This is a genomic window from Pseudomonas chlororaphis subsp. aurantiaca (assembly GCF_013466605.1).
Classification (GTDB): domain Bacteria; phylum Pseudomonadota; class Gammaproteobacteria; order Pseudomonadales; family Pseudomonadaceae; genus Aquipseudomonas; species Aquipseudomonas chlororaphis_I.
Genome location: NZ_CP059162.1, coordinates 6,661,795 through 6,675,548 on the forward strand (window position 1 = coordinate 6,661,795; position 13,754 = coordinate 6,675,548).

13 protein-coding genes are annotated in these 13,754 nt (G+C 62.3%); 5 read left to right on the plus strand and 8 right to left on the minus strand.

What is annotated here, in order from left to right:
- The first annotated feature begins 253 nt into the window (after positions 1-253).
- Positions 254-2,263 (plus strand): DNA helicase Rep, encoded by a 2,010-nt coding sequence (rep, locus tag H0I86_RS30600; protein WP_009046172.1) that lies wholly within the window; start codon positions 254-256, stop codon positions 2,261-2,263.
- A 102-nt stretch (positions 2,264-2,365) separates the two neighbouring features.
- Entirely contained in the window at positions 2,366-2,935 is a 570-nt protein-coding gene (locus H0I86_RS30605) for a xanthine phosphoribosyltransferase (RefSeq protein ID WP_009051549.1), read from the plus strand.
- A gap of 104 nt (positions 2,936-3,039) precedes the next feature.
- Here H0I86_RS30605 and H0I86_RS30610 read toward each other — a convergent pair whose 3' ends face one another.
- The 6 genes from H0I86_RS30610 to dadA form a co-directional block, all read right to left on the minus strand.
- Entirely contained in the window at positions 3,040-4,965 is a 1,926-nt protein-coding gene (locus H0I86_RS30610) for an acetyl-CoA hydrolase/transferase C-terminal domain-containing protein (RefSeq protein WP_180923255.1), read from the minus strand.
- A gap of 134 nt (positions 4,966-5,099) precedes the next feature.
- A complete protein-coding gene (locus H0I86_RS30615) occupies positions 5,100-5,513 on the minus strand; it encodes a c-type cytochrome (protein WP_180923256.1) in 414 nt (137 codons plus the stop codon).
- 183 nt (positions 5,514-5,696) lie between these two features.
- On the minus strand, positions 5,697-6,245 hold the full coding sequence (locus H0I86_RS30620; RefSeq protein WP_007932420.1) for a cupin domain-containing protein: 549 nt from the start codon (positions 6,243-6,245) through the stop codon (positions 5,697-5,699).
- 128 nt (positions 6,246-6,373) lie between these two features.
- Entirely contained in the window at positions 6,374-7,450 is a 1,077-nt protein-coding gene (gene alr, locus H0I86_RS30625; protein WP_180923257.1) for an alanine racemase, read from the minus strand.
- Between the two features lie 91 nt (positions 7,451-7,541).
- Complete coding sequence (locus tag H0I86_RS30630) at positions 7,542-7,895, minus strand: RidA family protein (RefSeq protein ID WP_009046176.1); 354 nt, start codon at positions 7,893-7,895, stop codon at positions 7,542-7,544.
- Positions 7,867-9,168, minus strand: a complete 1,302-nt coding sequence (dadA, locus tag H0I86_RS30635; protein ID WP_023967834.1) for a D-amino acid dehydrogenase — start codon at positions 9,166-9,168, stop codon at positions 7,867-7,869. The genes H0I86_RS30630 and dadA overlap by 29 nt, the downstream gene beginning before the upstream one ends.
- Before the next feature lie 156 nt (positions 9,169-9,324).
- Between dadA and H0I86_RS30640 the strand changes: the two genes are divergently transcribed.
- Complete coding sequence (locus H0I86_RS30640) at positions 9,325-9,813, plus strand: Lrp/AsnC ligand binding domain-containing protein (protein ID WP_017125528.1); 489 nt, start codon at positions 9,325-9,327, stop codon at positions 9,811-9,813.
- 80 nt (positions 9,814-9,893) lie between these two features.
- Here H0I86_RS30640 and H0I86_RS30645 read toward each other — a convergent pair whose 3' ends face one another.
- On the minus strand, positions 9,894-10,247 hold the full coding sequence (locus H0I86_RS30645; protein WP_009051553.1) for a YkgJ family cysteine cluster protein: 354 nt from the start codon (positions 10,245-10,247) through the stop codon (positions 9,894-9,896).
- 148 nt (positions 10,248-10,395) lie between these two features.
- Here H0I86_RS30645 and H0I86_RS30650 point away from each other — a divergent pair, with 148 nt between their 5' ends.
- Positions 10,396-11,709, plus strand: a complete 1,314-nt coding sequence (locus tag H0I86_RS30650) for an NAD(P)/FAD-dependent oxidoreductase (RefSeq protein WP_180923258.1) — start codon at positions 10,396-10,398, stop codon at positions 11,707-11,709.
- Between the two features lie 125 nt (positions 11,710-11,834).
- On the opposite strand, the gene H0I86_RS30655 is transcribed toward H0I86_RS30650, so the two are convergent.
- On the minus strand, positions 11,835-12,080 hold the full coding sequence (locus H0I86_RS30655) for a DUF1127 domain-containing protein (RefSeq protein WP_016703163.1): 246 nt from the start codon (positions 12,078-12,080) through the stop codon (positions 11,835-11,837).
- A 180-nt stretch (positions 12,081-12,260) separates the two neighbouring features.
- On the opposite strand from H0I86_RS30655, the gene H0I86_RS30660 reads away from it, so the two are divergent.
- On the plus strand, positions 12,261-13,691 hold the full coding sequence (locus tag H0I86_RS30660) for an aminotransferase-like domain-containing protein (RefSeq protein WP_180923259.1): 1,431 nt from the start codon (positions 12,261-12,263) through the stop codon (positions 13,689-13,691).
- The last annotated feature ends 63 nt before the right edge of the window (positions 13,692-13,754 follow it).

A 13,754-nucleotide genomic window follows, 5' to 3' on the forward strand; every position in this document is an offset into this window, starting at 1 on the left:
ACTCTGTAATAGAAGTTGGCGGCGGGCATTATGACGCGTGGATAAACAATGACAAATGATATTGATTATCAAGCGCAATTTCTTGTACCGCTCTAACTCGAACATTAGACGCATATTCAGCGCGCATCCTGAGGGAAAGTATCAAAACCGGCAAATTTAGATAGCGTGCTGCGTCACAAGTCGGAGAGAGCAGCAGAATCCGTCCAGCCTGTTAAAATGCCCGCCCATTTCGCTACAGACCCCTTTTTTCGTCATGTCCCGACTCAATCCCCGGCAGCAAGAAGCCGTGAACTATGTCGGCGGCCCTCTTTTGGTGCTCGCCGGTGCAGGCTCCGGCAAGACCAGTGTAATCACGCGCAAGATCGCCCACCTGATCCAGAACTGCGGCATTCGCGCGCAGTACATCGTCGCCATGACCTTCACCAACAAGGCCGCGCGGGAGATGAAGGAGCGGGTCGGCACCCTGCTGCGCAGTGGCGAAGGCCGCGGCCTGACCGTGTCGACCTTCCACAACCTGGGGCTGAACATCATCCGCAAGGAGCATGTGCGGCTGGGCTACAAGCCGGGCTTCTCGATCTTCGACGAGACCGACGTCAAGGCCCTGATGACCGACATCATGCAAAAGGAATACTCGGGCGACGATGGCGTCGACGAGATCAAGAACATGATCGGCGCCTGGAAGAACGACCTGATCCTGCCGGCCCAGGCCCTGGAGAATGCGCGCAATCCCAAGGAACAGACCGCGGCCATCGTCTACACCCACTACCAGCGCACGCTCAAGGCGTTCAACGCGGTGGACTTCGACGACCTGATCCTGCTGCCGGTGAAGCTGTTCGAGGAACACGCCGACATCCTGGAGAAGTGGCAGAACAAGGTGCGCTACCTGCTGGTGGACGAATACCAGGACACCAACGCCAGCCAGTACCTGCTGGTGAAAATGCTCATCGGCAAGCGCAACCAGTTCACCGTGGTGGGCGACGACGACCAGTCGATCTACGCCTGGCGCGGCGCCCGCCCGGAAAACCTGATGCTGCTCAAGGAGGACTACCCGTCCTTGAAGGTGGTGATGCTCGAGCAGAACTACCGCTCCACCAGCCGCATCCTGCGTTGCGCCAACGTGCTGATCTCCAACAATCCCCACGAGTTCGAGAAACAGCTGTGGAGTGAGATGGGCCATGGCGACGAGATCCGCGTGATCCGCTGCCGCAACGAGGACGCCGAGGCCGAGCGGGTGGCCATGGAAATTCTCAGCCTGCACTTGCGCACCGACCGCCCCTACAGCGATTTCGCGATCCTCTATCGCGGCAACTACCAGGCCAAGCTGATCGAGCTGAAGCTGCAGCATCACCAGATTCCCTATCGCCTGTCCGGCGGCAACAGCTTCTTCGGGCGCCAGGAAGTGAAGGACCTGATGGCCTACTTCCGCCTGATCGTGAACCCGGACGACGACAACGCCTTCCTGCGGGTGATCAACGTGCCGCGCCGGGAAATCGGCTCCACCACCCTGGAAAAGCTCGGCAACTACGCCACCGAACGCAAGATCTCGATGTACGCCGCCACCGACGAGATCGGCCTGGGCGAGCATTTGGACAGCCGCTTCACCGACCGCCTGGCGCGCTTCAAGCGCTTCATGGACAAGGTGCGCGAGCAGTGCGCCGGCGAAGACCCGATCTCCGCCCTGCGCAGCATGGTCATGGACATCGACTACGAGAACTGGCTGCGCACCAACAGCTCCAGCGACAAGGCCGCCGACTACCGCATGGGTAACGTGTGGTTCCTGATCGAGGCGCTGAAGAACACCCTGGAAAAAGACGAAGACGGCGAAATGACCGTCGAAGACGCCATCGGCAAGCTGGTATTGCGCGACATGCTGGAGCGTCAGCAGGAAGAGGAAGACGGTGCCGAGGGCGTGCAGATGATGACCCTGCATGCCTCCAAGGGCCTGGAATTCCCCTATGTATTCATCATGGGCATGGAGGAGGAAATCCTCCCCCACCGCTCCAGTATCGAAGCCGACACCATCGAGGAAGAACGCCGCCTGGCCTACGTGGGCATCACCCGCGCGCGCCAGACCCTGGCCTTCACCTTCGCCGCCAAGCGCAAGCAGTACGGTGAAATCATCGACTGCGCCCCCAGCCGCTTCCTTGACGAACTGCCGCCGGACGACCTGGCGTGGGAAGGCAACGACGACACCCCGACCGAGGTCAAAGCCGTTCGCGGCAATAACGCGCTGGCGGATATACGGGCGATGTTAAAACGCTAGAATTGAACACTTTTTAGCCGCAGCATTTTCAACCCAAGCATTTTTAACCGAACATCTTTTATCAGAGCTCAGGCGCACAAGGCGTCAAAAGAGGAAAGCTTCATGGAAGCACTGCACAAGAAAATTCGCGAAGAAGGCATCGTGCTTTCCGACCAGGTCCTGAAAGTCGACGCCTTTCTGAACCACCAGATCGACCCGGCCTTGATGAAGCTGATCGGCGACGAATTCGCCACGCTGTTCAAGGATTCGGGCATCACCAAGATCGTCACCATCGAAGCCTCGGGCATCGCTCCGGCGATCATGACCGGCCTGAACCTGGGCGTACCGGTGATCTTCGCGCGCAAGCACCAGTCCCTGACCCTGACCGAAAACCTGCTGTCGGCGACCGTGTATTCGTTCACCAAGCAGACCGAAAGCACCGTGGCGATTTCCCCGCGTCACCTGACCAGCAGCGACCGCGTGCTGATCATCGATGACTTCCTGGCCAACGGTAAGGCGTCCCAGGCGCTGATCTCGATCATCAAGCAGGCGGGCGCCACCGTGGCCGGCCTGGGTATCGTGATCGAGAAGTCATTCCAGGGCGGCCGCGCCGAACTGGACGCGCAAGGCTATCGCGTGGAATCCCTGGCCCGGGTCAAGTCCCTGGCCGGTGGCGTGGTGAGCTTTATCTAAAGAGGCGTTGCCTCTTCAATCGCAAGCAAGCCTCGCACCCACAGACGTCGCCCGCTTCTGCAGGAGCGAGGCTTGCCCGCGATGACGCTGCCCAGGCGTCTACCTTATACCTGCGCCGTCTCGCGTAAGGCGGCCAGCAGCAAACGCTGATAGATCTCCTCGCGCCAGCCATCGGGCTTCACCAACTGCATCCGCTGCAGATGCGCCGGGAAAGCCTCGGGCGGCGGCGCATCCAGCGCAGCCTTGCCCAATTCGAGAATCTCGCTGAGCTTGAACTTGCTCTTCAGCCAGTTCAGCGCCCGCAGCAAATCCCGCTCCTCTGCACTGAAGTCGCTGCCCAACGGGTACTCCGGGAACAGGTGCCGGTGCTGCGCCTGGATCGCCAGCAGGCGTTGTGGGTGGTTGTCGGTGAAGCGCGGATCGAGGCGGAAATCCTTGGGCAGCTTGCCGGCCTTCTGTGCCTGTTCGATCAGGCCCGGCTGAAACCGCGAGTCGCTGATATTGAGCAGCGCTTCGATCACCTTCGCATCGGTCTTGCCACGCAGATCGGCGATGCCGTACTCGGTGACCACGATGTCCCGCAGGTGTCGCGGGATGGTGCAGTGGCCGTATTCCCAAACGATATTGGAACTGACCAGGCCCGCGGATTCGCGCCAGCTGCGCAGGATCAGGATCGAGCGCGCGCCTCGCAGCGCATGGCCCTGGGCGACAAAGTTGTATTGCCCGCCGACGCCACTGAGCACCCGGCCGTCTTCCAACTGATCCGCGACCCCGGCACCCAGCAAGGTGACCATGATCGAGCTGTTGATGAACCGCGCGTCCTGGCGCTGCAGGCGCTTGAGCTCTTCCTGGCCATACAGCTCGTTGATGTAGCTGATGGCGGTCATGTTGAACTCGCCGAGCTTGCTCTTGGGCAGGTCCCTGAGACGCTGGTAGAAACTGCGCGGCCCGAGGAAAAAGCCGCCATGCACCGACACCCCGCCCAGCGCCTGGTCTTCATCCAGGGTCCCGGCGTTGGCCTGTTGCTGCAGGGCCACCGAGGGATAGACCTTGCGCCGCACGATGCCAGCATCGGCCAGGGCCAGCAGGCCGTTGACGAACATCTCGCTGCAGCCATACAGGCCCTTGGCGAAAGGCTCCACCCCGCCTTCGCGCTCGATCAGCGGCTTCCAGCACTGGATCTCCAGGTCCGCCAGCAGCGCCCGATAACCGTCGTTATCCGCCTGGCGCGCCAGTAACGCCGCCGTCAGCGCATCGCCCATGGCGCCGATGCCGATCTGCAGGGTGCCGCCGTCGCGCACCAGGGTGCTGGCGTGCAGGCCGATAAAATGATCCTGGAACCCCACCGGCATGTTCGGCGTGGAAAACAGTGTACTGCTCTCCTCTTCGTCGATCAGCAGGTCGAAGGTGGCGGCGTCGATCTCGGCGTCGCCCGGCATGTAAGGCAGGTCGCGATGCACCTGGCCCAGCAGCAGGATGGTTTCGCCGGCGGCACGTCGCTCGGCGATCATCGGCAGCAGGTCGAGGGTGATGTCCGGGTTGCAACTCAGGCTCAGGCGGTCGGCCTGTTGCGGGTCCCGGGCCACCAGTTGCGCGACCAGGTTCAGGCCGGCTGCATTGATGTCGCGCGCGGCGTGGCTGTAGTTGCTGCAGACGTAATCCTGCTGCGCCGTTGCGCTGTTGAGCAGGCTACCGGGCTGCATGAAGAACTGTTCGATATGGATATTGGCCGGCACCTGGTTGCGGTGCAGGTCGGCGAGGAATTCCAGCTCGGGGTAGTCGCCGAAGACCTGCTCGATAAAGGGCTCGAGGAAGCGCCGTTGCAGGCCATCGCCCAGTGGCGGACGGCCCAGGCTCAGGGCGGTGTAAATGGTCAGTTGGCGTTCGGGCAACTGCGCGACCCGACGATACAGGGCATTGGCGAAGCGATTGGGTTTACCCAGCCCCAGCGGCATGCCCATGTGAATATGCGCCGGCAAGCGTGCCAGGACCTCATCGACCGCCCGCTCGATAGAACATGACTGCACCATCCGATCCTCCAGAACCTTCCATGAATTGAGGTTGGATCGAGCTTGCCGGGTCTTTGCTGCAATGAACAGTCCCGGCCGGATCGCAGGCATGAAAAAAGCCGCTCGTAAGCGGCTTTTTTGCGGAAGATACGCGCTTACTTCAAGCCGGACATCTTCTGGATGGCACCCTTGAGCTCTTCGTCGGAGCAGTCGGCGCAGGTGCCTTTAGGCGGCATGGCGTTGATACCGGTAATGGCCTTGGCCAGGATGCCATCGAGGCCGCCCTGGTGATCCGCACGCTCTTTCCAGGCAGCGGCGTCGCCGATTTTCGGCGCGCCCAGCAGGCCGGAGCCGTGGCAAGCATTGCAATGCTTGGCAATCACTTCGTCTGGAGTCTTCGCACCACCGCCACCGGCGGCAACAGCGACTTCCATGCCCTTGCATTCCTGACCCTGGACGCAGACCTGGCCAACCGGCTCGAGGCGCTTGGCAATGTCGTCGTTGGTCGCAGCTTGAGCGCTGACAGCCCAGAGGGCCAATATGGTTGCTGGTGCAGCCAGCATTTTCATAATTAGGTTCACGCGTACACCCTCAATGGTGGCTAGTCACGCCCACGGCCACGGTTTCGCGGGCGGGCGCAAGTATAGCGGTTAGCCCGCCACTCTGAAACAACCCTAGATTCAAAGGGGGATTAGAGAGGGGCGAAATACTGCTTCGGGCACCGCCGCAATCCTTGCAGGACGCCTCTTCTATTAGAAGTTCGCGGGCGTGGCTGCGCTGATTAGTCGCGCGGGCGCATCGAAAGGATTACGGAAACGGTGCGGCTTGGTGCTTTCGAAATAGTAGCTGTCACCGGCTTCGAGCACGAATGTCTCAAGGCCCACCACCAGCTCCAGGCGTCCTTCCACGAGAATCCCGGTTTCCTCGCCTTCGTGGGTGAGCATCTCTTCACCGGTGTCGGCGCCCGGCGGATAGATCTCGTTGAGAAAAGCGATCGCCCGGCTCGGATGCGCCCGGCCCACCAGTTTCATGGTCACCGCGCCATCGGAAATATCGATCAACTCGTTGGCTTTGTAGACGATCTGGGTGGGTTTTTCCTGGAGGATTTCTTCCGAGAAAAACTCGACCATCGACATGGGAATGCCGCCAAGAACCTTTCTCAGCGAACTGATCGAGGGGCTGACGCTGTTCTTCTCGATCATCGAAATAGTGCTGTTGGTGACGCCCGCGCGCTTGGCGAGTTCACGCTGGGAAAGGCCTTTGAGTTTACGGATGGATTGCAGTCGTTCACCGACGTCCAATGCGGCAGCCTCCTAGGGATCAGGCGTTGTTGTAGTTGAGCGTTATCATGGCGATAGCGTTCAGTATTTACAACACTTGGGCCCCAATCCCGGGGGGCAAGGCGACTTTCGGCAGTGCGCTACGCTGTTCAGCCCCCGGAATAGACGCGTGGCACCCGGCGCAGGTTGCAGAACAGCTGGTAAGGGATGGTATCGGCGGCGGCCGCCAGCTCGCTGGCGAGGATGTTCTTGCCCCACAGCTCGACGGTAGAACCCAGCCCGGCCTCTGGCACGTCGGTCAGGTCGATGCACAGCATGTCCATGGAAACCCGGCCGAGCAGTTGGGTACGCTGCCCCGCCACCAGCACCGGCGCACCGGTCGGCGCATGCCGCGGATAACCGTCGGCGTACCCCATGGCCACCACGCCGATCCGCATTGGCCGCGGCGTAACGAATTTGGCGCCGTACCCCACCGGCTCGCCAGCCGGCAATTCGCGCACGCAGATCACCTTCGACTCCAGGGTCATCACCGGTTGCAGGCGCGCGGCCAACGGATGCGGCTCTTCGAACGGAGTCGAGCCATACAGCATGATGCCGGGGCGTACCCAGTCACTGGGGATATTCGGCCAGCCGAGCACGGCCGGCGAGTTGCGCAGGCTGATCTCGGCGGACAAACCCTGGCGCGCCGCCTCGAACACCGCGACCTGCTCGTCGCTGCGGCTGCAGCTGAGCTCGTCGGCGCGGGCGAAGTGGCTCATCAGCACGATCTTCGCCACCTTGCCGCTGGCCAGCAGCCGTTGATAAGCCGGCTGGTAATCCTTGGGATGCAGGCCGACGCGGTGCATGCCCGAATCCAGCTTGAGCCATACCGTCAGCGGCTTGGCGACGCTGGCCTGCTCGATGGCTTCCAGCTGCCACAGCGAATGCACCACGCACCAGAAATCATGCTCGACGATCAGGTCCAACTCGTCGGCCTCGAAAAAACCTTCAAGCAGCAATATTGGCGCGCGAATCCCCGCCGCCCGCAGTTCCAGGGCTTCTTCGATACAGGCCACGGCAAAGCCATCGGCTTCGGCTTCCAGCGCCTGGGCGCAACGCACCGCGCCATGGCCATAGGCATCGGCCTTGATCACGGCGAGCGCACGGGCGCCCGGCGATGCTTCCCGGGCCAGTTGGTAGTTGTGACGCAGGGCTTGAAGATCGATCAGGGCACGGGCAGGACGCATGGCGGCAGACTTCTAGGCGGTCATGTGGGAAGAAAAAACCGGCGCCGGCCGACAGCGTTAACCATTGGTGGCGCCGGGAGAGGGATCTTGCTTAAGGCAGAGCGGCCACGACGGACAGCTCGACCAGGATTTCCGGTTCGCAGAGCTTGGCTTCGACGGTTGCGCGGGCGGGGGCGACGCCTTTTGGCAGCCACTGGTCCCATACGCTGTTCATTCCGGCGAAGTGCGCATCGATGTCCTTCAGGTAGATAGTCACCGACAGCAGGCGCGACTTGTCGGTGCCGGCCAGGTCCAGCAAACGCTCGATGTTGGCGAGGGTTTCACGGGTCTGCTGCTCAATCCCGGCGTTCAGGTCGTCGCCGACTTGCCCGGCCAGATACACGGTACCGCTGTGAACGACGATCTGGCTCATGCGCTCATTGGTGAGCTGGCGCTGGATTGACATGTTTTGCAGGCTCCTGAGGATTACCGTAACGAGAAATATCGAGACCTTCGGCGCTGATCTGCGGCTTTTTCTTCGCCATCAGATCGGCCAGCAGACGACCGGAACCACAAGCCATGGTCCAGCCAAGCGTGCCATGCCCGGTGTTCAAGAACAGGTTGCGCATGGGTGTGGCGCCAACGATCGGCGTGCCGTCCGGAGTGGTAGGACGCAGGCCGGTCCAGAAACTGGCCTGGGACAGATCGCCGCCCTGAGGATAAAGATCGTTGACGATCATCTCCAGCGTTTCGCGCCGACGCGGGTTCAGCGAGAGGTCAAAACCGGCGATTTCCGCCATGCCGCCAACGCGAATACGGTTGTCGAAACGGGTGATCGCCACCTTGTAGGTTTCATCGAGGATGGTCGAAGTAGGGGCCATGGCCGGGTTGGTGATCGGCACGGTCAGCGAGTAACCCTTGAGCGGATACACCGGGGCCTTGATGCCCAGCGGCTTGAGCAGTTGCGGCGAGTAGCTGCCGAGGGCCAGCACGTAGCGGTCGGCGGTCTCCAGCTTGCCGTCGATCCAGACGCCGTTGATGCGGTCGCCGGCGAAGTCCAGGCGCTGGATGTTCTGGTCGAAGCGGAATTCCACACCCAGCTTGGTGCACATTTGCGCCAGGCGCGTGGTGAACATCTGGCAGTCGCCGGTCTGGTCGTTCGGCAGGCGCAGGGCGCCGGCCAGGATGTCGGTCACGCTGGCCAGGGCCGGCTCGACGCGGGCAATGCCTTCACGGTCCAGCACTTCGAAAGGTACGCCGGATTCCTTGAGCACGGCGATATCCTTGGCCGCGCCATCCAGTTGCGCCTGGGTGCGGAACAGCTGGGTGGTCCCCAGGCTGCGGCCTTCATAGGCGATGCCGGTCTCCAGGCGCAGTTCGTCGAGGCAGTCGCGGCTGTACTCGGACAGGCGGACCATGCGCTCCTTGTTCACGGCATAGCGGGCAGCGGTGCAGTTGCGCAGCATCTGCGCCATCCACAGGTATTGATCGATATCGGCGGTGGCCTTGATTGCCAGCGGCGCGTGGCGCTGCAGCAGCCACTTGATGGCCTTGAGCGGCACGCCCGGCGCGGCCCAGGGCGAGGCATAACCCGGCGAAACCTGGCCGGCGTTGGCGAAACTGGTTTCCATGGCAACGGCCGGCTGACGGTCGACAACCGTCACTTCGAAACCGGCACGGGCCAGATAGTAGGCACTGGTGGTACCGATCACGCCGCTACCCAAGACCAGAACGCGCATTTTCATATCCCTCATCGCGGATAACCGCTGACGTTTGTTATTCAGAGCGAAGATGCGCGCAGTATAAAAAGCAATGACCAGTGCTTTTCACTATATAAACGCCTATATTTGGCGAGAATTCTCGGCAAAAACCCTTTTCACGGAGGCGCATCCCCTATGCGTACCAACCATCAGACAAAGCGTGAGCTGGACAAGATAGATCGCAATATCCTGCGCATCCTGCAGGCCGATGGGCGCATCTCCTTTACCGAGCTGGGGGAAAAGGTCGGGCTGTCGACCACGCCGTGCACCGAGCGGGTCCGCCGCCTGGAGCGCGAAGGCATCATCATGGGCTACAACGCCCGGCTCAACCCGCAGCACCTCAAGGGTAGCCTGCTGGTGTTCGTCGAAATCAGCCTGGACTACAAGTCCGGCGACACCTTCGAGGAGTTCCGGCGCGCGGTGCTGAAACTGCCGCACGTATTGGAATGCCACCTGGTGTCGGGGGACTTCGACTATCTGGTGAAGGCGCGGATTTCCGAAATGGCCTCGTACCGCAAACTGCTGGGCGACATCCTGCTCAAGCTGCCCCACGTGCGCGAATCCAAGAGTTATATCGTGATGGAAGAAGTGAAAGAGAGCCTGAACCTGCCGATTCCGGATTGATTACCCCTTGCCCTCACGGCAATCGCTTTCGCGGGCAAGCCTCGCTCCTACAGATGATGCATGTCCACGATGGCCTCGGGTCAGACCAGCACCTGCCGCGTGCTGGCCATGTATTCATGGATCTGCTTCTCCACCCGCGGGTGGATCAGCTCCACCGGGCGCCGGCCGTTGGGGCATGGCAGGCTCGGCGTGGTCCCGAACAGGCGGCAGATCAGTGGCCGCTCGTCATACACCGTGCAGCCGTTGGGCCCCAGGTGCACACAGTTCAGCTCCTCCATCGCCGCGTCCTGCTCGGCCCGGGTCTTGCGCGGCAGGCGCGACATCTCTTCGGTCGAGGTGGTGACCGGACCGCAGCAGTCGTGGCAGCCAGGCACGCACTCGAACGAGGGGATCTGCTGTCGGAGCATGCGGACTTTCTGGCTGTTGCAGCTCATCGAAGCGCTTACCGGGAGTATGGAGAGGCGGCGATTTTGCCCTAAAAGCCCTGTTCCAGACAGCGCTGGCCGACCAATGTTGCCGCGCCGGAAAGGTCCGGCTTATGCTCCGTCAAATTTTCCAAACACACGAATCAGGATGATCCACATGAACACCCGTGTTCAGCCGTCGGGGCCAGGCCATTCGCACCCCGCCTCCTACTATGCCGCCAGCAGCCTGCCCCAGCCCGATTATCCGGCGCTGGCCGGCGAGCATCAGGCGGATGTATGCGTGGTCGGCGGCGGCTTCTCCGGGCTCAACACCGCGATCGAGCTGGCCGAGCGCGGGCTCAGCGTCATCCTGCTGGAAGCGTGCAAGATCGGCTGGGGCGCCAGCGGGCGCAACGGCGGGCAACTGATTCGCGGAGTCGGTCACGGCCTCGAGCAGTTCGCCCCGATAATCGGCGAGGACGGCGTGCGCCAGATGAAACTGATGGGCCTGGAAGCGGTGGAAATCGTCCGCCAGCGCATCGAACGCTTCCAGATTCCCTGCGACCTGACCTGGGGTTATTGCGACCTGGCCAACAAGCCGCGCGACCTCGAAGGTTTCGCCGAAGATGCCCAAGAGTTGCGCGACCTGGGCTATCGCCATGAAACCCGTCTGCTGCAAGCCCATGAGATGCACAGTGTGGTGGGTTCCGACCGCTACGTCGGCGGCCTGATCGACATGGGCTCGGGACACCTGCACCCGCTGAACCTGGCCCTGGGCGAAGCCGCGGTCGCGCAGCAATTGGGCGTGCGCCTGTTCGAACACTCGGCCGTGACCCGCATCGATTACGGGCCGCAGGTCAAGGTCCATACCGCCCAGGGTTCGGTGCGCGCCAACACCCTGGTGCTGGGCTGCAACGCCTACCTCAACGACCTCAACCCGCAACTGGGTGGCAAGGTGCTGCCGGCCGGCAGCTACATCATCGCCACCGAGCCCTTGAGCGAAGAGCTGGCCCACGCCCTATTGCCCCAGAACATGGCGGTCTGCGACCAGCGAGTGGCCCTGGACTACTACCGCCTTTCGGCCGACCGTCGCTTGCTGTTCGGCGGTGCCTGCCATTATTCCGGCCGCGACCCGCGGGACATCGCCGCTTATATGCGGCCGAAGATGCTGCAGGTGTTCCCGCAACTGGCGGCGGTGAAGATCGACTATCAATGGGGCGGCATGATCGGCATCGGCGCCAACCGCCTGCCGCAGATCGGCCGGCTCGAGGACCAGCCCAATGTGTATTACGCCCAGGCCTATTCGGGCCACGGCGTGAATGCCACGCACCTGGCCGGCAAGCTGCTGGCCGAAGCCATCAGCGGCCAACAGAGCGGCGGTTTCGATCTGTTCGCCCAGGTCCCGCACATCACCTTCCCGGGCGGCAAACACCTGCGCTCGCCCCTGCTGGCGCTGGGGATGCTCTGGCATCGGTTGAAAGAGCTGATCTGATAGCCGTAGCCGCCACACGACAGGCATGAAAAAGGCCGCATCCGGTGAAGTTGGATGCGGCCTTTTTGCGATTGCTCCGCAACCGATCGCAGGCTGCGCCAGCGGCTACCGGTCAGCGAAGGCTTTCACAGCCGCCAGAACGGCTTGAGCCCTTCCTGCCGCGCCTGTTCGCGGCTCAGGCCGATATCGCGCAGCTGTTCGGTGCTCAACTCAAGCAGTGCCTTGCGTGTACGCAGTCGATGCCAGTACAGGCCCCAGAGACCGAGGCCGGACGGCGCATTGCGGGCGGACGTCGCCCCTGCTGCCCGCTCCTGCCCAGCCGCCAGTTCCTGACTGTGTAACGACAGACGCACATCGCTCAAGCCGTTCATGTTTGCTGCTCCTGTTTACTTGGGTCGCTATGAGCAGACATCATGCGCGGGAGCTAAAAACCATTACAGATTCAAAGCACCGCTATTATTTCCATACAGAATTTCCCCTATCCGGGCTGAATCCTGTAATTTTGCGCCATCTGTACTGGTTACCCGATTAAATCACCCCGAGGCTGCGCCATGACCCTGTACGTCAATCTCGCCGAACTGCTGGGCACACGTATCGAACAAGGCTTCTATCGCCCCGGCGACCGACTGCCATCAGTACGGGCCTTGAGTGTCGAACACGGGGTCAGCCTGAGTACCGTGCAGCAGGCTTATCGGGTGCTGGAGGACAGCGGCCTGGCGACGCCCAAGCCCAAATCCGGCTACTTCGTGCCGGTCAGTCGCGAGCTGCCGGCACTGCCCGTGGTGGGCCGCCCGGCGCAGCGGCCAGTGGAGATTTCGCAGTGGGACCAGGTGCTGGAGCTGATCCGCAGCGTGCCGCGCAAGGACATCGTCCAACTGGGCCGCGGCATGCCCGACGTCACCAGCCCGACCCTCAAGCCCCTGCTGCGCGGGCTGGCCCGCATCAGCCGGCGCCAGGACATGCCCGGCCTGTATTACGACACCATCTACGGCGTGCACGAACTGCGTGAGCAGCTGGCGCGGCTGATGCTCGATTCCGGCTGCCAGATCGGCGCCAACGACCTGGTGATCACCACCGGCTGCCATGAAGCCCTGTCCACCAGCATCCGCGCCACCTGCGAGCCCGGGGATATCGTCGCCGTCGACTCGCCGAGCTTCCATGGCGCCATGCAGACCCTCAAGGGCCTGGGCATGAAGGCCCTGGAAATCCCCACCGACCCGCTCACCGGCATCAGCCTCGATGCCCTGGAACTGGCCCTGGAGCAATGGCCGATCAAGGCCATACAGTTGACCCCCAACTGCAACAACCCGCTGGGCTATATCATGCCGGAGTCGCGCAAACGGGCCCTGCTGACCCTGGCCCAGCGCTTCGACGTGGCGATCATCGAAGACGATGTGTATGGCGAGCTGTCCTACACCTACCCACGCCCGCGGACCATCAAGTCGTTCGACGACGATGGCCGGGTGCTGCTGTGCAGTTCCTTCTCCAAGACCCTGGCACCGGGGCTGCGCATCGGCTGGGTCGCCCCCGGGCGCTACCTGGAGCGGGTGCTGCACATGAAATACATCAGCACCGGCTCCACCGCGCCGCAGCCGCAGATCGCCATCGCCGAGTTTCTCAAGAGCGGCAATTTCGAGCCGCACCTGCGGCGCATGCGCACCCAGTACCAACGCAACCGTGACCTGATGATCGACTGGGTCAGCCGCTACTTCCCCACCGGCACCCGCGCCAGCCGGCCGCAAGGCGGGTTCATGCTGTGGGTCGAACTGCCGGAAGGTTTCGATACCCTGCGCCTGAACCGCGCGCTGCTCGGCCAGGGCGTGCAGATCGCCGTGGGCAGCATCTTTTCGGCCTCGGGCAAATACCGCAATTGCCTGCGGATGAACTACGCTGCCAAACCAACGGCACAGATCGAGGAAGCCGTACGCAAAGTCGGAGCCGCGGCCATCAAGCTGCTGGCTGAAGAGTGCGCAACGGACTGACCTTTTCCTGTGAGACCAGCGTCACAGCTAGAACACCGCTGCGATTCGAGATGAGCTGACTTG